Here is an 18,684-nt window from a genome sequence, read left to right as displayed (position 1 = left end):
CTACGAGAAGTGACTACTGAGACGCAGGATTCCGTCGTCCGTGACGGCATTCATTACCACCAGTTCGACGTTGTCATCGTCGGCGCCGGTGGGGCCGGCATGCGCGCTGCAATCGAAGCGGGCCCAGGGGCGAAGACGGCCGTGATCTCCAAGCTCTATCCGACTCGCTCGCACACCGGTGCGGCGCAGGGCGGCATGGCTGCGGCCCTCGCGAACGTTGAGGAAGACAACTGGGAGTGGCACACTTTCGACACCGTCAAGGGCGGCGATTATCTCGTCGATCAGGATGCTGCCGAAATCCTCGCCAAGGAGGCCATCGACGCAGTCATCGACCTCGAGAACATGGGCCTGCCCTTCAACCGCACGCCAGAGGGCAAGATCGACCAGCGTCGTTTCGGCGGTCACACGTCTGAGCACGGCAAGGCGCCAGTGCGCCGTGCGTGCTACGCCGCAGACCGCACCGGCCACATGATCCTGCAGACACTGTTCCAGAACTGCGTCCGCCTCGGCATCAACTTCTTCAACGAGTTCTATGTTCTCGACCTGATCACGGTCAAGGCCGAGGACGGCAGCACGCAGGTCGCAGGCGTCGTCGCATACGACCTCTCCACCGGCGAGTTGCACGTCTTCCAGTCGAAGGCCGTGATCTTCGCGACCGGTGGCTTCGGCAAGATCTACAAGACCACTTCCAACGCCCACACCCTCACCGGTGACGGCGTCGGCATCATCTGGCGCAAGAACCTCCCGCTCGAGGACATGGAGTTCTTCCAGTTCCACCCGACCGGCCTCGCCGGCCTCGGCATCCTCCTCACAGAGGGCGCCCGCGGTGAGGGCGCGATCCTGCGCAACGCATCCGGTGAGCGCTTCATGGAGCGCTACGCCCCCACCATCAAGGACCTCGCACCGCGTGACATCGTGGCCCGGTCCATGGTGCAAGAGGTGCTCGACGGCCGCGGCGCCGGCCCGAACAAGGACTACGTCTACCTGGACTGCACCCACCTCGGTGCCGAGGTGCTGGAGACCAAGCTTCCCGATATCACCGAGTTCGCACGCACCTACCTGGGTGTCGACCCGGTCACCGACCCTGTGCCAGTGATGCCGACCGCGCACTACGCCATGGGCGGTATCCCCACTAACAACAACGCTGAGGTGCTGGCCGATAACAACACGGTTGTTCCCGGCCTCTACGCCGCTGGCGAGTGCGCCTGCGTCTCGGTGCACGGCTCGAACCGGCTGGGCACGAACTCGCTTCTCGACATCAACGTCTTCGGAAAGCGTGCCGGTAACAACGCCGTCGCGTATGCCAAGACTGCAGAGTTCGTGCCTCTCCCCGAGAACCCCGCTGCCTTCGTCTCCGGACTGCTCGAAAACGTGCGCACCAGCAACGGCACCGAACGCGTCGCGGTCCTGCGTAAGAAGCTGCAGGACGAGATGGATCTCGGTGCTCAGGTGTTCCGCACCCACGATTCGCTCGAGCACGTGCTCGGCGTCATCAAGGAGCTGCGCGAGCGCTACAAGAACGTCTACGTCGACGACAAGGGCAAGCGGTTCAACACCGATCTGCTCGAGGCTATCGAGCTGGGCTTCCTGCTCGACATCGCCGAGGTCGTCGTCTACGCCGCGCAGAACCGCGAGGAGAGCCGTGGCGGTCACATGCGCGACGACTTCCCCAAGCGCGACGACGAGAACTACATGAAGCACACGATGGCCTATCTGACCGGTGACCCGCACTCGTCGACACCGGCCGACCACATCAAGCTCGATTGGAAGCCCGTCGTCATGACCCGCTACCAACCGATGGAGAGGAAGTACTAAGCATGTCGAACGCCGTTGCAGAAGCTCCCGCTGCCGCAGAACCTGCCATCGAATCTTTCCTGGTCACGTTTATCGTGCGCCGGTTTGACCCCGAGACCGACGAAGAGCCGCGCTGGGTGGACTACGACGTCGAGCTGTACGCGACCGACCGCGTGCTCGACGCGCTGCACAAGATCAAGTGGGAGGTCGACGGTTCGCTGTCATTCCGTCGATCCTGCGCACACGGTATCTGCGGTTCGGATGCCATGCGCATCAACGGTCGCAACCGTCTGGCCTGCAAGACGCTGATCAAGGACCTCGACATCTCCAAGCCGATCTACGTTGAGGCCATCAAGGGGCTGCCTCTGGAGAAGGACCTCATCGTCGACATGGAGCCGTTCTTCGCCTCTTTCCGCGAAGTGCAGCCGTTCCTCGTTGCAGGCTCCATCCCGGAGAAGGGCAAGGAGCGCGTGCAGTCGATCGCAGATCGCGCGATCTTCGACGACACCACCAAGTGCATCCTGTGCGCCGCGTGCACCTCTTCGTGCCCAGTGTTCTGGACCGACGGGCAGTACTTCGGCCCCGCTGCCATCGTCAACGCGCACCGCTTCATCTTCGACTCGCGTGACGACAACGCCGATGTGCGCTTGGACATCCTCAACGACAAGGAAGGCGTATGGCGCTGCCGTACGACCTTCAACTGCTCGGAGGCGTGCCCGCGTGGCATCGAGGTCACCAAGGCGATCGCGGAGGTCAAGCAGGCCGTTCTGCGCGGACGTCGCTGACTCTCAACAGGTTTTTCTGTCTTCGACACGCCCCCACCCTGGATAGGGTGGGGGCGTGTCTGATTCTGAGGCCGATGCAATCGAGGCCGGTCGCCTGGGCGTCGCGGTTGAGCGCGCGACCGCGCTGACGAAGCGCACTCTTGGACTGTTCCCTGTGCGGGTGTGGCGACACTTCCTGCAGAACAACGGCTTCCTGCTCGCCGCAGGAGTCAGCTATCAGGCACTTTTCGCAATTTTCGCGGCCGTTTATCTCGCGTTCGCGATTGCTGGTCTCTGGCTGGGCGGTAGCGCCGATGCCGTCGACGCGCTGATCGGCGTGATCAACAGCTATATCCCGAACTTGATCAGCGAGCCCCCACACGGAGTGGTCACACCCGAGCAGGCCCACGACATCGCCACGAACACTACCGGAGTACTCAGCATCACCGGTCTGATTGCACTGGGTGCGGTCATCTGGACAGCCATCGGTTGGGTGACGTTTTCTCGACGCGCTGTGCGCGACATGTTCGGGCTTCCCCCTGACCGGCGCAGTTACGTGCTGCTCAAGGCGCGCGATCTGCTCGCCGCCCTCATCTTCGGAGTGTCTCTGCTCGTGGGCTCAGCGCTCAGCTACGCCAGTGCGGCCACACTGAGCTGGCTCCTCAGGCTGCTGGGTTGGGACGCAGGCTCCGGCACTGTGAACCTGCTCATCCGCATCGGCACCATCCTCATTTCGTTCGTCCTGCTCTCGGCCGCGCTTGCCACGATGGTGCGTTTCCTCACCGGGACCTCTCTAAGGTGGCGAACAATTTGGCCGGGCGCGCTCCTCGGTGGTGGAGCCATGACCGTCCTGCAGTTCGGTGTGGGCTTCCTGCTGAGCTACACACCGACCAATCCCCTCCTCGCCACCTTCGCGATCTTCATCGGTCTACTGCTCTGGTTCCGCGTCAACGGCGTGGTCATGCTGGTGGCTTCGGCGTGGATCGCCATCTCCGCACAGGATCGCGATCTGCCTCTGCTGCAACAGAGCGAAGCCGAACGCATCGCGGCCGAGTATCAAGCTCTGCTTCTGGACGCACGCATTCGCCTGCGTGAGGCGCGCGAAGCGCAGAGCGACGCGCCCTGGTATCGCGCCTGGGGCGCGAGAAGAGCAGTGAATGCGGCGATGTCTGAGCTCGCAAATCTCGTCGCGAATCCGCCCGACCTCACGACTGCGGAGGCTCCACCGACCCGGCGGCTGCTCACAGATCCCACGCGCTCGGAAGGCGATGTCCGAGGTGCTCGATAGGCTGGATGCATGCCCCATCTGCGCGTAGCTTCGGTCAATGTCAACGGAATCCGGGCGTCGGCTCGCAACGGAATGAGCACGTGGCTCGACACGGCAGATGTCGACGTTCTGACGCTGCAAGAGGTGCGCGGGCAGGACGAACACCTGGAGGCCGCACTCCCGGGCTGGCACATCATTCACGATGAGGCCACGGCCAAGGGCCGCGCAGGCGTCGCCATCGCAAGCCGCACGCCCGCGCTAGCAAGCCGCACCGCGTTCGGCGCAGATGACTTCGATTCCAAAGGTCGCTGGATCGAGGGTGACTTCATGCTCGGCGACCGGTCGTTGACCGTCGTCAGCGCCTATGTGCACTCGGGCGAAGTAGACACGCCGAAGCAGGATGAGAAGTGGAAGTTCCTCGAAGCCTTCGGACCCCGGCTGAGTGAGCTTGGGCAGGGCGACGCTCTCGCTGTCGTCACTGGCGATCTCAATGTTGGGCACCGCGAACTCGACATCAAGAATTGGCGAGGCAATCGCAAGAAAGCCGGGTTCCTTCCCCGGGAGCGCGCGTACTTCGACCGCTTCCTCGGTGAAGCAGGCACCGAGGTCACGGGTGTCGACGGCACAGTCGGCACCGGACTCGGATGGGTAGACGTTGGCCGTCGATTCCACGGTGAGATCGAAGGGCCCTACACCTGGTGGTCGGCGCGGGGCCAGGCGTTCGACAACGACACGGGCTGGCGAATCGACTACCACCTCGTGTCGCCGACGCTTGCGGAGCGGGTGCAGGCATACAGCGTCGCGCGCGCCGCAGCCTATGCAGAGCGCTGGAGCGATCACGCACCCGTCGTCGTGGATTACTCATACTGAGCTGCGAGCAACGGGTTTCCGTAACTACTCCGAGGGTTTTCCGGGTGGGCCGAGCATTGCCGTGCCGTCACGCTGAATGCATGAACACCAGATCGTTTCTGCGCATTTGGATGGGCTGCCTCATCGGCTGCCTTCCGATCCTCGCCCTACTGCTGGTACCGCAGCTCATGCGCAGTCGGGCCGGCGATGAGCAACTACTGCTCGTCGGCACCGCTCTCCTTGCTCTTCTGCTCATCGGGGCGTTCGTGTGCGGGCCGATAATGGCTGCTTGGTTCGGTCCCGTGCGCGGATCATGGGAGCCACGGACCGCGTTGCGTTCGGCCCGCGCCGTCTGGCAGCAGCGCCGCGGCGGGGCGGTAGTCACGCTTGCGGCAGGAGCAGGGATCTACGTGGCGGGGCAGATCATCGGTTACGCCGTGGGGGCGCTCGTGCCTTACGTGAGCGACAACCCGGCTCACCTCGCAGACCAGAGCCAGTCACCGTGGATCATCCACTATCCCGCTTACGTGTTGCAGGCGAGCGTCCTCTACGCGGCGACGACTCTGGCTGTCGCGGTCTACTCGTGGCGTCTTCGCTCGCAGCTACTGCCGAGCGCCCTCACGCGGTGAAGCCTGTCAGCAGCGCAGCGCTCTCTCCAGCATCACCCTAGGATTGATACCGTGACGAGACCTCGCCTTTACTCAGGAATGCAGCCCTCCGCCGATTCTCTCCAGATCGGTAACTACATCGGTGCTCTCCTGCAGTGGCGAGATCTGCAGAACGCCTACGACGCGTACTTCTCCGTCGTAGACCTGCACGCGCTCACTCAGCCGAATGACCCGGCCGAACTTCGTGAGAAGACGCGCCGTACGGCCGCGCAGTACATCGCCGCGGGGATCGAGCCTTCGAAATCGACGCTGTACGTGCAGTCACACGTGCGCGCTCACGCCGAACTCGCCTGGATCCTCAGCACCGTCACCGGTTTCGGCGAAGCGAGCAGGATGACCCAGTTCAAGGACAAATCGGCCCGCTACGGCACGGATGCCACAAGCGTGGGTCTGTTCACCTACCCGGTGCTGATGGCAGCCGACATCCTGCTTTATCAGACCGACATCGTGCCGGTCGGTGACGACCAGAAGCAGCACGTCGAGCTCACCCGCGACCTCGCGGAGCGCTTCAACTCGCGATTCGGCGAGACGTTCGTCGTGCCGATGCCCGTGATCCAGAAGGACACCGCGCGCATCTACGACCTGCAGAACCCGACCTCGAAGATGTCAAAGTCCGCAGAGAGCGACGCAGGGGTGCTGTGGATGCTGGATGACCCAGCGAAGTCGGCGAAAAAGATCATGCGTGCCGTCACCGACAATGAGGGCAGCGTCCGCTTCGACCGCGAAAACAAGCCCGGCGTCTCGAACATGCTGACCATCTATGCTGCCCTGAGCGGCCGTCAGGTGGCTTCGATCGAAGATGAATATGCAGGTCGCGGATACGGCGACTTCAAGAAGGGCCTCGCCGAGGTCGTCGTCTCGGAATTCGAGCCGGTGCGCGCCCGCGCTCTTGAGTTGCTTGATGACCCCGCCGAGCTAGACCGCATCCTCGCCGCAAACGCCGCACGCGCGGATGCCGTCGCTGACCAAACGCTCGCCGACGTGTACGACAAGGTCGGTCTGCTCCGCCGCGTCTGAAGACTGGATCGACGGGGCACCCTAGGATTAGGGCGTGACTGATCCGCAGCTTCCGCCGTCCGCGCCTAATGGCTCAGTGCCGCCGGTACCGCCCGCGCCCGGATACCAGCCGGCCCCGGCACCTTCGCCCGGGTACCAGCCCGGACCGGCACCGGCACCCGGCTACCAGGTGCCGGCTGCACCCGGGTACCAGACGCCTCCCGGAGCGTATTCGGCTCCAGTAGGCGGCTACAGCGCCCCGGTAGGCAGTTATCAGGCACCGGAGGCTGCTCAGTCGAAGTCGGCGGTCCTCGGGATCGTTGCGCTGGTGCTGTCGCTTGTGGCCGCGGTCGTCACGCCCATCTTCGCCGGCATCGCCGGATATCAGATCGGCGTTGCACTGCCCTCGGTCATGCAGCAGGTCGATACCAGTGCCAACGACCTCTCATTCCTCGCCCCCGTGCGCGAGCATGTGCTGCTGGGCGAGATCGGGTTCTGGGTCGGCACGATCGCTGGCATCGCTGCGATCGTTCTCGGGATCATGGCCACCGTGAAGCGGCAGGGCCGAGGACCGGGCATCGCCGCGCTGGTCCTGGGTGTCCTGGCGCCCATAATCTTCTTCATCGTGCTCTTCATCGCGCTCAGCGCGGGTGCCGGCACCGGCGCTATCTCGTTGTACGGGTCTTGAAGTCGTTCAGCCATGCCTCGCGCTCAGCGCGGGGCATGGTGCTTCTGTTGAGCGGCCAGCAGCCCCTCAGCGACGAGCAGTTCAACGGCATCCGCGGCGTCGGAGACGAGAATCCCCAGAGTCTCGCGCTCGACCTTTCCGAACGGTGACAGCACCCAGTCGGCAGGGTCTTGACGCCCTGGTGGGCGACCGATGCCGACGCGTACGCGCGGGAAGTCGGCGGTACTGATCGCACGTGCGACGTCTCGCACGCCGTTGTGTCCACCATGCCCACCGCCGACCTTGAGCTTCACGGTGTCAAAGGGAATATCGAGTTCATCGTGAATGACGACCGTGCGCTCTGGTGGCACGGAATAGAAGCGGGTGAGAGCTGCCACAGGCGTGCCGGAGACGTTCATGAAGGAGTTCGGCTTGGCGAGCACGAGTTTGTCTCCCCCTGGCCGCAACCAGGTCTCGACGACGCGTGCACCACCCTTGTGCTCGCGGAAGCTCTCGCTGCGGCGTGCCGCGAGCTCATCCACGACGAGCTGGCCGACGTTGTGCCGGGTTGTCTCGTAGCGGGGGCCGGGGTTGCCCAGTCCCACGATCAGCCAGGTGTCAGCCATGCGTCTCTCGCCTTTCGAACGTCGTCAGCATACGACAGAGGGGACGCGATGCGCTCGCGTCCCCTCTGTGCACGAAGTGCGGGTGAATTACTCCGCAGCAGCCTCAGCGGCCGGAGCAGCCGGCTCGGCGGCGGCATCGTCCGCGGCCACCTCGGCTGCGGGGACGTAGACGGCGACGATCAGCAGCTCGGGGTCGTCGAGCAGAGTCGCGCCCTTGGGGAGCACAACGTCGCTTGCGGTGATGTGCGCGCCCTCTTCGAGACCCTCGACAGAAATCTCGAGGTTCTGGGGGATGTGCGTCGCCTCGACCTCAAGCTTGACCGACGTGACCTCGAGGGTGACACTCGTGCCGGCGAAGGATTCACCGGTGGTGAAGACCGGAACCTCGACCTGAACCTTCTCACCCTTCCGCACGACCAGGAGGTCGATGTGCTCGATGATCTGGCGTACCGGATCGCGCTGCACATCCTTGACAAGTGCGAGCTGACCCTTGCCTTCGATGTCGAGCTCAAGCAGTGCGTTCGCACGGCGGATGATGAGCGAGACCTGGTGGCCGGGCAGCGCCACGTGCACGGGCTCGGTGCCGTGACCGTAGATGACGGCGGGGATCTTGCCGGCGGCGCGCAGACGGCGGGCGAAGCCCTTGCCGAACTGCTCACGAACCTCAGCGTGGACCTTGGTGTCCTCAGACATGAATTCTCCTTCGGGGCACGCGACGAACTGCTCACCGCGTGGTGGTCTAATTGTCAGATTCTCGGACGCAGACGCACGAAGAAGCCACGAGACTTGCATTCGCCGCGTCGATCACGGATGCCGCGCACGCGAAGCATCCCTCGCCGAGGAACTCCTCTATCGTACCGGATGACCGGGTAGGCTGATACTCAGGTCTTTTCCCCACGCAGAACTTGGAGTCCGGCATGCTCGACGGCGCTTTCCTCTCACACGCCATCCTCTGGCTCATCGGCGCTATGACGCTCTGCGCCACTGTCTTCACGATCGGCGCGTTGTTCTCGATGGGGCGCACCAGCTACCGCAAGGACTGACCGCAGCGACTGACCCCAGCGGCAGCGCAACGCCTGCGCGTCACGCCAACAAATGGCATCTCGCGACACATGCGCGCACGCGTGCCGCCCACGGGGATAATCTGAGAGCATCCCCACTTCACGACCGAGGAGAAGTCTGTGCCCGAAGCATCAGCGAACATCGGAGTCGTCGGACTCGCCGTCATGGGTTCGAATCTCGCCCGCAACCTCGCCAGCCGCGAGGGCAACACCGTGGCGATCTTCAACCGAAGCTACGCGAAGACGCAGACCGTTCTCGATGAGCACCCGGAGGCCGGCTTCGTTGCGGCATCCACCTATCAGGAGTTCGCCGACTCCCTGCAGAAGCCGCGCACCGCGATCATCATGGTCAAGGCTGGCGGGCCGACCGATGCGGTGATCAATTCGCTGGCCTCGGTCTTCGAGCCGGGTGACATCATCGTCGATGGTGGGAACGCGTACTTCCCCGACACGATCCGTCGAGAAAAGGCCGTCCGCGAGACCGGAATCAACTTCGTCGGTGCCGGTATCTCCGGCGGCGAAGAAGGTGCTCTCCTCGGCCCGAGCATCATGCCCGGCGGATCGGATGAGTCCTGGATCACGCTCGGCCCGATCCTGAAGTCCATCGCAGCGGTCGCCGAAGGCGAACCGTGTGTCACGCACGTCGGTCACGACGGCGCCGGACACTTCGTCAAGATGGTGCACAACGGCATTGAGTACGCCGACATGCAGCTCATCGCTGAGGCGTACGACCTCATTCGCCGCGGCACCGGCAAGACCCCCGCGGAGATCGCCGATGTCTTCGCCGAGTGGAACAAGGGCGAGCTCGAGTCGTACCTGATCGAGATCACCGCCGAGGTTCTCCGCCAGGTCGACGCTGAAACGGGCAAGCCGCTCGTCGACATCATCGTCGACCAGGCTGGCGCCAAGGGCACCGGCGCCTGGACAGTGCAGACTGCACTTTCCCTCGGCGTCCCGGTCTCCGGCATTGCCGAGGCGACGTTCGCTCGTTCACTGTCTTCACACCCTGAGCAGCGCGCGGCAGCTGCCGCCCTGCCCGGCCCGGAGGAAGAGTTCGAGGTCGAGGACACCGAGGCATTCATCGAGGACGTGCGCCTGGCACTGTTCGCATCGAAGATCATCGCCTACTCGCAAGGGTTCGACGAGATCCGCGCTGGAGCTGCCGAGTACGACTGGCAGATCGACCTCGGTGCGATCAGCAAGATCTGGCGCGGCGGCTGCATCATCCGCGCACAGTTCCTCAATCCCATCGCCGACGCCTACGCCGAGAACCCGGATCTTCCGGTGCTCGCGGTGGCACCGTACTTCGCCGAAGCGCTGACCCGCGGTCAGGCCTCATGGCGCCGCGTCGTGATCGCCGCAACCGAGGCGGGTATCCCCTCGCCGGCATTCTCGTCATCGCTCGCGTACTACGACGGCATCCGCGCCGACCGACTGCCGGCAGCCCTTGTGCAGGGCCAGCGCGATTTCTTCGGCGCACACACCTACAAGCGCATCGACAAGGAAGGCACCTTCCACACGCTGTGGTCGGGCGACCGCACCGAGATCGAGGCAGAAGACACGCACTGATCGTTTGTGCACGACGAAGGGCTGGCAACCTCGCGGTTGCCAGCCCTTCGTCTTTCAGGTGAGTCGTCTTTCAGGTGAGTCGTCTATCAGGCGACTCCTCTATCAGGACGTGACACGCGTCATGCGACGATGTTGTGGTTTCGCCGGAACACATTGTGCGGATCCCATGCCGCTTTTACTGTGCGTAGCCGCTCGAAAGCCGCGGCCGAGAACATCCCCGACACTGCCGCCGGACGCTCCGTGTCGGCGAAGTTTCCGTACTCGGCCAGGCGACCGGATTCGATCTCTCGCCAGTCCGCAAGGATCGCTGCACGGGTGTCGTCATCGATCATGCCGGGAATGTCGAATCCGCCCGCCATCACGAACCACGTCGCCGACCTCGCGGGGAAAGGCGTCGCCTCCTGCGGCACGTCCGCGAATGCTCCCCCGAGTGAGCGCAAGAACACGACCGATGCCGGATACGCGCCGCGGAACGCCACCAACCGATCGATGAGGTCATCGTCGAGCTCGGCATAGAGGCCATTACCTCCCAGGAACCCGGGAGGGGCAGGCGCATCTTCCCCGGCCTCCGGCTCAGGCATCTGGAGCAGGATCTCGCGGTATGCCGGAGTTGTCACGGTGGCATCGATACCATCCAGTGCTGCCACCGGCGCGAGTGCTGATCGCAGCGCATCCGCGTCTTCCCCTGCCCAGACCGCGGCCAGACGCGCGCCAGCCGGCGCGCTCGGATCCATCGCCGGAACATCCATATAGGTGACCGTCAGCTCGCGCGCGGCCGTGCGCATCAGATCGCGCGTCGCGCGCAGCGTGGCTCCTGCATCCCCGCCGATCACATACTCCCCGTAGGCGATGCCGGAAAGCGGATGTGCCGCAAAATCGAAACGTGTGACGATGCCGAAGTTGCCGCCGCCGCCCTTCAGCGCCCAGAACAGCTCGGCGTTCTCGCCTGCTCCGACCTCGATGATCTCGCCGGCCGCCGTCACGAGTTGGGCGCCGATCAACTGATCGACTGCGAGCCCCCAGCTGCGCACCATCCAGCCGATTCCGCCGCCGAGCGTCAACCCGCCAACGCCGACGCTGGCGGTGTCACCTGAGCTGATTGCCAGCCCGGCATCCGCGAGCGTCGTGGCGACTGCGCCCCACGTCGCCCCACCACCGATATGCACGGTGGATCCTTCAACGTGAACGTCCGCGAGTCCGGTGAGATCGATCCGCATGCCGTCCGGCGCGTCATGCGACCAAGGCCCATGACCGCCGGATACGACCGTGATCGTGAGAGTTTCCTGGCGCGCACGTCGCACCAGGGCGGCGACATCCTCCGGTGTCGCCGGAAGTACTGTGAGTTGGCTTTTTGTCATGCGCTCACGCTAGCGACGGCCACCGACACAGTGGTCGAATCGGGAGAATCCGCCCTTCGCCGTCAGCGAACTGTCGCGTTCCCCGGTACCACCACGGTCTTCAAACCCTCACCGCGGGCGGCGGCATTCAGCGCATCGAAGAACTCCTTCAACGGCACCTGTTTGGTGATCAGTGGCGTCAGCACGACGTCACCCGCGGCGATCAGCCTCATCGCCGCGCGCCACGAGGTCGGCGTGGATGCGAAGCCGCTGGAAACGGTGAGCTCTTTGTACAAAACGATGTCGAACGGCAGCGTAACCTCGCGTCCGAATATCCCCACCTGCACGTAGCGTGCGCCCCGGCGCGCAGCACGCAGCGCGTTGGCTGCTCCCGGGGCAGACCCGGAGCATTCGATGACGACATCGAAGGAGTCAGTCTCCGGCGTTTCGGTCGTGGTTCCGATGCCGAGATCTGCGGCGACGGCCAGACGTGCGGCGTCGGCGGGGAGCCCGGAGAGTGTAACGATGCCCCCGGAGGCTTTCGCCACTTGTGCTGCGAGCTGTCCCATCGCCCCAGGCCCGGTGACGAGAACGCGGTCCCCCGGTTGCACGACCGGCGGATCGAGCAGACACTGGGCGACGCAGGCGAGTGGTTCGCTGAGCACTCCGTCGAGTTCTCCCGGCGTCGCCGGCATCCGGTGCAGGTTGATGACAGGCATCAGCAATTGCGTGGCAAACCCACCGTTTCGGAATGAGCCGATCGAACGGCGATCCACGCACAGATTGCGGCGCCCGGCGCGGCACATGTCACACTCCTCGCACGCAGCGAAATACGTCTCCATTGCCACTTTTGCGCCGAGCCAGGAGGCATCCACCTCGGAGCCGACCGAGGAAACAACGCCGAGAACTTCGTGGCCCATGACGACCGGCCGCTCGTGGTCGTACTCGTCATGGGCGACGTGCACGTCAGTGCCACAGATGCCGGTCGCGAGGACATCGATGACGACCTGTCCTGCACCAGCGACCGGAACATCGACCTCGCCGATCTCGATACCCTCGACGCCGGGACCACGCTTAATCACGGCAGGCATGGTGTTCATCGGTTGCGACCTTTCACCAGTCATGGACGGTGCCATCGGCGTGCCGGTTTTTCAGGAGGACGTATCGATGGCAGCGCGGAACGCGGAGGCGCGCGCGGCGAGGGCTTTGAGGTCACCGCCGGGGCGGGCAGCATCTCCAACGAGAGGGCTGCCGACACCAAACCCGAAGGCACCTGCCGCGAGGAATGACCCGATCGTCTCGACGTACACACCCCCGACGGGGATGATCCTGGCATCCGGGAAGGGATCGCGCACCGCCTGGATGAATCCGGCGCCGAGTGTAGCCGCGGGGAACAGCTTCACCGCTGCCGCCCCCAGATCCATTCCGCGCTGAATCTCGGTGGGTGTGTAGACGCCAGGGAGCACGCCGATGTTCTGCGCAATCGCGTACTCGACGGATGCTGTGAGCGTCGGCGTCACGATGAACTGAGCACCGGCCGCGACCGCACGGTCGGTGTCTGCCTCGGTGAGAACTGTTCCTGCACCGATAAGAGCTTCTGCCGGGGCATCCGACACGATCTGAGCGATCGCCTCTTCGGCATCCGCCAGCGTGAGCGTGATCTCCAGCGTCGTCACGCCCGAGGCGATCAGCGTGCGCGCAGCGGCCACGGTCGCATCCACGTCGGTACCCCGCAGAATCGCCACCAGCCGGTCAGAGGCGATCCGTTCGCGCAACTGCGCGTTATCCACTGTGCTCATGATCCTGTGCTCACCATTCCGCCACCGATCCATCCGTGTGCCGCCAGATCGGGTTCTGCCACGTCTCCCAGCGAGATGCGGCATCCCGTACGGCCTTCTCGTCGATCTCGATTCCGAGACCTGCACCAGTCAACCGCTCGAAGCTGCCATCGACGAACTTCAGCGGCGCCGTGTCGACAACATAGTCGAGCACCTCAGCGCCCTGGTTGTAGTGGATGCCGATCGACTGCTCCTGGATGAGGTAGTTCGGCGTCGCGAAACCCACCTGCAGACACGCGGCGAGCGCAAGCGGACCCAGGGGGCAATGCGGTGCGAGCGAGACGTCGAATGTCTCAGCGAGCGCGGCGATGCGACGCACCTCGGAGATTCCTCCGGCGTGCGAGAGATCTGGCTGTGCAATCGCAATTCCGGCCTGCAGCACGGGGAGAAACTCCTGCCTGCTGTACAGCCGCTCCCCCGTCGCAATCGGAATCGTCGTGGCATCCACAATCCGCGCAATGGCGTGCGAGTTCTCGGGAACAACTGGCTCCTCGAGGAAGAATGGATGCAGCGGCTCCAGCAGCGGCGCCAAGCGACGAGCGGTGGCGAGCGTGAACCGCCCGTGCAGATCGACCGCGACATCGCGATCCGGCCCGAGCACCTCCCGTGCCATGGCGACTCGCGAGACGACGCCGTCAAGCTCGGCGACCGAGCCGTTGCGGCTCATCTTGCCCGAGGCGTTCATCTTCACCGCGGTGAGTCCGACCTCGAGCTGTTCGGAGATGTGATCAGCCACTTCGGCCGGGTCATCGCCGCCGACCCAGCCGTACGCTCGGATGCGGTCGCGAACGGCACCGCCGAGCAGATCGTGCACAGGGACGCCGAGTCTCTTGCCTTTGAGGTCCCACAGCGCCTGATCGACGCCGGCGACGGCACTGGCGAGCACCGCGCCGCCACGGTAGAACTGGCTCTTGGTGAGCACCTGCCAGTGGTCCTCGATCAGTCCTGGGTCACGCCCCAAGAGGTACTCGGCGAACTGGTCGACGGCCGCACGCACGACATCGGCATAACCCTCCAGCGAAGCCTCGCCCCAGCCGACGAGGCCATCACTTGTCTCGATACGCACGAACAGCCAGCGCGGCGCAACAGGGAAGGACTCGACGCGAGCGATGGTGACGGTCATATCAGGCCTCACCCCTTGGTGGCGCCGGCGGTGAGCCCGCTGACGATGTAGCGCTGCGTGAACAGGGCGATCAGCATGATGGGCGTCGTCACCACGACGGATGCCGCCATCAGCGCACCCCAGTCGATCGACGCGTAGCCGATGAAGTCGAAGATCGCCACCGGCAGTGTCTTCGTGGAGTTGCCGGAGAGCACGAGGGCGAACATGAAGTTGTTCCACGAGAAGATGAACGACAAGATCGTGGCCGTTGCGATACCTGGCACCGAAAGCGGCAGCGTGATCCGGAAGAACGCGCCGATCGCTGTGAGCCCGTCCACCTGCGCCGACTCCTCCAACTCTTCTGGCAGCTGATCGAAGAAAGACATCATGATGTAGAGGATCAGCGGTAGTGACACGAACATGTGCGACAGGATCAGTGGTGCGTACCCGCCCGTCAGCTTCAGCTGCGCGAAGATGAAGTACCAGGGCACCAGCAGACTGACACCGGGAATGATGCGGGCCAGCAATACGACCATGGACGACTTGTTCATGATGAACCGGCTCATGGCGTACGCGGCAGGAACTGCAAGCACCAGCGAGAGCGCAGTCGCCATGAAGGCGACGAAGAACGAGTTCCAGATGTAGACCAGGTAGTTGCCGCGACGCGGGTCGAACACCGTTCCGTAGTTGTCCAGCGTCGGGTCGAAGATGAGCGCCTTGGTCGGATCGTAGATCTGCACGTTGTATTTGAAGCTCGCCAGCACCATCCATACGATCGGACCGAGGAATGCGAGCACGATGAGGGCAAGGCCGACGAACCGGCCGACTGTGCCCCAGCGGGCCTTCTTGCGCCGACGCGGCCGCGGCTTTGCGCCGCCGGTGACGAGCGTCCGGGTATCGGCCTGAGTGTCATGGTTGAGTGCGCTCATGACTCCTTGCCCTTTCTCTGCATCTGGAGAACCCAGATCACGGCCAGGATGAGCAGGAAGAACAAGATCAGCACCGCTGACGCCAGTCCGTACTCGTTGTAGTCGAAGCTCAGGCCGTAGGCGTAGACGTTGAGCGTCTCCACATCGTGGAACGCACCACCGCCCTTGCCCTTGGTGGCATAGAGGATGTCGAAGGTCTTCAACGCGTCGATACCGCGCAGCAGAACCGCCGCGATGATCACCGGACGCATCAGCGGAACGATGACGTACCAGAAGCGCTGCCAACCGTTCGCGCCGTCGACCTTCGCGGCCTCCTGAGGCTCCTCGGAGAGGCCGGTAAGCCCGGCCAACAGGATGAGCGTCACCATCGGCGTCCACTGCCAGATGTCGACGAAAGTCAGCGTCGCCAACGACGTGGCAGGATCCGCCAGCCACGGTTGAGGGGGAATTCCGACCCAGCCGAGCATCTCGTTGATGAAGCCGATGTTCGGCTCGAAGAGCAGTCGCCACATCATGCCGACCGCGACCGGTGTCGCCACTAGGGGAAGCAGGATGATCGTTCGGACGACACCCTGACCGCGGAATGGCTTCCACAGCAGGAGGGCGATGATCATTCCGAGAATCAACTCGAAGAAGAGCGCGCCACCGGTGAAGGCGAAGGTACGCCAGACCGCGGGCCAAAAGCGCTCGGTGTCGGTGAGTGCCTCGACGTAGTTGTTCACGCCGATGAAATCAAAGTCCCGGCGGACAGACCGCTTCGAATCGGTGAAGCTGAGGAAGAGTGTCCACCCCAACGGGATGGCGAGCAGGAGAACGGTGAACGCGATGGAGGGTCCAGCGAACAGCCACTTTCGGTGCCGATTGGCCCAGCGACTGAAGCGCTCCCCTGTCCCGACCTGGTCGGGAGTCTGAAGTGCAGTCATGAGTACTTCCGTGAGGATCGGCCGTCGTCGCCCCGGTGATTCACCGGGGCGACGACGGACTCGGAGTGGTTACTCGGCGTCTTCGAGGAGGAATTCGTCGAACGCCGTGTTCGCGGAATCGGCCGCAGCATCCACATCGCCTCCGGAGATGGCGATGACAATCGGATCGCCGACGATCTCGCGGGCCTGAGCGACCTGGATCACCAGCGGGCGATCCTCGCCGACGCCGTTCGCGCCGTTGATCTTGATCGCTTCGACAAGTTCGGCCGGGTAGTCAGCTGTCGCGTCGGGGTCATCCCACACCGAGGTGCGAGCGCCCATGACTCCGAGTTTCGACATCTCCAGGGTGACCTCCTTCGACGTCGCCCATTGGATGAACTGCCACGCCGCGGACTGGTTCTCGCTGGTTTCGTTGATCGCGAGTGCCCACGCCGCCACGTTGTATGGCTTGGAGCCAGCGGATCCCTCGGGGAAGGCCGCGAAGCCCACCTGGTCAGAGACCGTCGACTGAGTCGGGTCAGTCATGTTCTTGTAGAGGCTGTCCGCATCCGCGATGAAAGCGGCCTGGCCCTGCTGGAAGACGGCGAACGCCTCAGCCCAGCTCATCTCCGGGTTAATCGTGGCATCCGTGTGGTTGCGGATGAGGTCACCGTAGTACTGGTATGCACCACGTGCCTCATCGCTGTTGATCGCGGAGGTGCCGTCCTCGTTGATCCACTTGCCGCCCGAACTGAACAGGAACGCGCTGAACTGGGTCACCGCGGCTGATTTTCCCGTGCGGCCGATGTAGCCGGCGACGTCGGGGTGCAGCTCGTGGATGGCAGCTGCTGCCGCATCGAGTTCCTCGAGCGTGGCCGGGACTTCAAGTCCGGCCTCCTCCAGGAGGTCTTTGCGGTAGTACAGCACCGTGCGCTCGGTGATGATCGGAACTCCGACGACCTCGTCCTCGTAGGTGGTCAGTGACGCGGGCCCAGACTGGAAGTCTGACCAGTCCCAGTCGGCGTCGGCCTCGACCTCTTCGGTGATGTCAGAGAGATAGCCATTGCTGGCGAACAGCTTGTTCTCCTGCAGCGGGCGGTACATCAGGACGTCGATCTCATCGGTTCCTGCGTTGAGCTTGACGTTGTACTGGTCGGAGAGCTGGTCTTCGGCGAGCTGTGAGATCTCGACTGTGGCTCCGGTCTCCTCTTCGAACTCAGGGATCAGGTCCTTGAGCGATTCCGTCCACACGTGGTTCGCAAGGGTAACGCGAATGGTCTCGCCTTCGATGCCTTCACTCGCATCGATGTCCGAGCCCGAGCTGCAGCTGACGAGTGCGCCAGCGACCACTGCTGTTGTTGCCGCCGCGAGGAAGCGTGCGGTCTTGGATCCGTACTTCACTGTGACTCCATCCTGAGCCGCGCGTCATCGCGAATGCTCCTGGTGCAGGTGTTCCGTTACATCTGCTCAGTGGTCAAGATAGTTCCCACAAGTCATACTTATCAACCCATGTGACCAAAAAGATAAGATCTAGCCATGAACACCGAAATTGCACCCACCACCGACCCCAAAGGTTCAGTGGTGAAAGGCGACCTCCGCAATCTCGTTCTCGACACACTCGGTCGCGAGATCTGTTCAGGTGCGATCGGACCCGAGACAACATTCACGACCGAGTCGCTTGAAGCTCGCTTCCAGGTCTCGCGATCTGTGGTTCGCGAAGCCCTGCGTGCGCTCGAGGCTCTGGGGCTCATCACACCGAAGCGGCGTGTGGGCTTGCGCGTGCTGCCGCTGACTCAATGGAACGTCTACGACCTTCAGGTCATCCGCTGGCGCCTCGCGGGCCCCAGTCGCGTCTCACAGCTGCGTTCGCTCACCGAACTGCGCGGAGCGATCGAACCCGCCGCAGCCCGAATGGCTGCGATGCGCGCCCCGCTGAATCAGGCCAGCGACCTCATGGGTCTCGCCGGACGGCTGTGGGCTGCCGGCAAAGCAGGCGATGTCGCAGGCTTCCTGAACCTCGACAAGGAGTTCCACTCCCTCGTCCTCACGATGAGCGGCAACGAGATGTTCGCACAGCTGCATCACCTCGTCGCCGAGGTACTCACCGGGCGCTCACAGTACAACCTGATGCCGCAGTTCCCGGCATCCGAAGCTCTGCAAATGCATGTAGACATCGCTACCGCGATCCAGACCGGAAATGCGGATAAGGCAGCCGCCTCCATGGTCGCGATCATGGATCGCACGCTCACCGAGATGAGCTCCATCTGGGACAACGAGATCCCGATCATCGGCTGAGTGCCGCCGATCGGGACCTC

The 18,684-nt window shown here is 63.8% G+C and carries 19 protein-coding genes; 10 read left to right on the top strand and 9 right to left on the bottom strand.

What is annotated here, in order from left to right:
* Positions 1 to 9 precede the first annotated feature (9 nt).
* From sdhA to AC1C2Q_RS14930, 7 genes are all read left to right on the top strand, one after another.
* Positions 10 to 1,815 carry a succinate dehydrogenase flavoprotein subunit gene (gene sdhA, locus AC1C2Q_RS14960; RefSeq protein WP_495450754.1) on the top strand — a complete coding sequence of 602 codons (1,806 nt, stop codon included), beginning with the start codon at positions 10 to 12 and terminating at the stop codon, positions 1,813 to 1,815.
* A gap of 2 nt (positions 1,816 to 1,817) precedes the next feature.
* On the top strand, positions 1,818 to 2,579 hold the full coding sequence (locus tag AC1C2Q_RS14955; protein ID WP_495432032.1) for a succinate dehydrogenase iron-sulfur subunit: 762 nt from the start codon (positions 1,818 to 1,820) through the stop codon (positions 2,577 to 2,579).
* A 55-nt stretch (positions 2,580 to 2,634) separates the two neighbouring features.
* Positions 2,635 to 3,846 carry a YihY/virulence factor BrkB family protein gene (locus AC1C2Q_RS14950; protein ID WP_495450753.1) on the top strand — a complete coding sequence of 404 codons (1,212 nt, stop codon included), beginning with the start codon at positions 2,635 to 2,637 and terminating at the stop codon, positions 3,844 to 3,846.
* A 9-nt stretch (positions 3,847 to 3,855) separates the two neighbouring features.
* On the top strand, positions 3,856 to 4,695 hold the full coding sequence (locus AC1C2Q_RS14945; protein ID WP_495450752.1) for an exodeoxyribonuclease III: 840 nt from the start codon (positions 3,856 to 3,858) through the stop codon (positions 4,693 to 4,695).
* Positions 4,696 to 4,775: 80 nt separating this feature from the next.
* Complete coding sequence (locus AC1C2Q_RS14940) at positions 4,776 to 5,303, top strand: hypothetical protein (protein WP_495450751.1); 528 nt, start codon at positions 4,776 to 4,778, stop codon at positions 5,301 to 5,303.
* A gap of 51 nt (positions 5,304 to 5,354) precedes the next feature.
* Positions 5,355 to 6,359 carry a tryptophan--tRNA ligase gene (gene trpS, locus AC1C2Q_RS14935; RefSeq protein WP_495450750.1) on the top strand — a complete coding sequence of 335 codons (1,005 nt, stop codon included), beginning with the start codon at positions 5,355 to 5,357 and terminating at the stop codon, positions 6,357 to 6,359.
* A gap of 34 nt (positions 6,360 to 6,393) precedes the next feature.
* Positions 6,394 to 7,026 carry a hypothetical protein gene (locus AC1C2Q_RS14930; RefSeq protein WP_495450749.1) on the top strand — a complete coding sequence of 211 codons (633 nt, stop codon included), beginning with the start codon at positions 6,394 to 6,396 and terminating at the stop codon, positions 7,024 to 7,026.
* A 23-nt stretch (positions 7,027 to 7,049) separates the two neighbouring features.
* Here AC1C2Q_RS14930 and pth read toward each other — a convergent pair whose 3' ends face one another.
* Positions 7,050 to 7,631: an aminoacyl-tRNA hydrolase gene (gene pth, locus AC1C2Q_RS14925; RefSeq protein WP_495432026.1), complete on the bottom strand. Its 582-nt coding sequence runs from the start codon at positions 7,629 to 7,631 to the stop codon at positions 7,050 to 7,052.
* An 87-nt stretch (positions 7,632 to 7,718) separates the two neighbouring features.
* On the bottom strand, positions 7,719 to 8,324 hold the full coding sequence (locus tag AC1C2Q_RS14920; protein ID WP_495432025.1) for a 50S ribosomal protein L25/general stress protein Ctc: 606 nt from the start codon (positions 8,322 to 8,324) through the stop codon (positions 7,719 to 7,721).
* Positions 8,325 to 8,548: 224 nt separating this feature from the next.
* Here AC1C2Q_RS14920 and AC1C2Q_RS14915 point away from each other — a divergent pair, with 224 nt between their 5' ends.
* Both AC1C2Q_RS14915 and gnd read left to right on the top strand, forming a co-directional pair.
* Positions 8,549 to 8,674 (top strand): hypothetical protein, encoded by a 126-nt coding sequence (locus AC1C2Q_RS14915; RefSeq protein ID WP_495432024.1) that lies wholly within the window; start codon positions 8,549 to 8,551, stop codon positions 8,672 to 8,674.
* A 138-nt stretch (positions 8,675 to 8,812) separates the two neighbouring features.
* Complete coding sequence (gnd, locus tag AC1C2Q_RS14910) at positions 8,813 to 10,261, top strand: NADP-dependent phosphogluconate dehydrogenase (RefSeq protein ID WP_495450748.1); 1,449 nt, start codon at positions 8,813 to 8,815, stop codon at positions 10,259 to 10,261.
* A 119-nt stretch (positions 10,262 to 10,380) separates the two neighbouring features.
* Here the strand turns inward: gnd and AC1C2Q_RS14905 are convergent, their stop codons facing one another.
* From AC1C2Q_RS14905 to AC1C2Q_RS14875, 7 genes are all read right to left on the bottom strand, one after another.
* A complete protein-coding gene (locus AC1C2Q_RS14905) occupies positions 10,381 to 11,619 on the bottom strand; it encodes an FAD-binding oxidoreductase (protein WP_495450747.1) in 1,239 nt (412 codons plus the stop codon).
* A gap of 62 nt (positions 11,620 to 11,681) precedes the next feature.
* Entirely contained in the window at positions 11,682 to 12,698 is a 1,017-nt protein-coding gene (locus AC1C2Q_RS14900; RefSeq protein ID WP_495450746.1) for an alcohol dehydrogenase catalytic domain-containing protein, read from the bottom strand.
* A gap of 51 nt (positions 12,699 to 12,749) precedes the next feature.
* On the bottom strand, positions 12,750 to 13,397 hold the full coding sequence (locus AC1C2Q_RS14895) for a bifunctional 4-hydroxy-2-oxoglutarate aldolase/2-dehydro-3-deoxy-phosphogluconate aldolase (protein WP_495450745.1): 648 nt from the start codon (positions 13,395 to 13,397) through the stop codon (positions 12,750 to 12,752).
* Positions 13,398 to 13,407: 10 nt separating this feature from the next.
* Positions 13,408 to 14,559: a galactonate dehydratase gene (gene dgoD / locus AC1C2Q_RS14890; RefSeq protein ID WP_495450744.1), complete on the bottom strand. Its 1,152-nt coding sequence runs from the start codon at positions 14,557 to 14,559 to the stop codon at positions 13,408 to 13,410.
* A gap of 8 nt (positions 14,560 to 14,567) precedes the next feature.
* Complete coding sequence (locus AC1C2Q_RS14885; RefSeq protein ID WP_495432018.1) at positions 14,568 to 15,467, bottom strand: carbohydrate ABC transporter permease; 900 nt, start codon at positions 15,465 to 15,467, stop codon at positions 14,568 to 14,570.
* Positions 15,464 to 16,390 (bottom strand): carbohydrate ABC transporter permease, encoded by a 927-nt coding sequence (locus AC1C2Q_RS14880; protein ID WP_495450743.1) that lies wholly within the window; start codon positions 16,388 to 16,390, stop codon positions 15,464 to 15,466. Before AC1C2Q_RS14880 ends, AC1C2Q_RS14885 begins: the two co-directional genes overlap by 4 nt.
* A gap of 69 nt (positions 16,391 to 16,459) precedes the next feature.
* Positions 16,460 to 17,770 carry an ABC transporter substrate-binding protein gene (locus AC1C2Q_RS14875; RefSeq protein WP_495432016.1) on the bottom strand — a complete coding sequence of 437 codons (1,311 nt, stop codon included), beginning with the start codon at positions 17,768 to 17,770 and terminating at the stop codon, positions 16,460 to 16,462.
* A gap of 135 nt (positions 17,771 to 17,905) precedes the next feature.
* On the opposite strand from AC1C2Q_RS14875, the gene AC1C2Q_RS14870 reads away from it, so the two are divergent.
* A complete protein-coding gene (locus AC1C2Q_RS14870; RefSeq protein WP_495432015.1) occupies positions 17,906 to 18,664 on the top strand; it encodes a FadR/GntR family transcriptional regulator in 759 nt (252 codons plus the stop codon).
* Positions 18,665 to 18,684 lie beyond the last annotated feature (20 nt).

This window comes from Microbacterium sp. Y356 (genome assembly GCF_059445355.1).
This window is presented reverse-complemented; position numbering and strand designations above follow the sequence as displayed.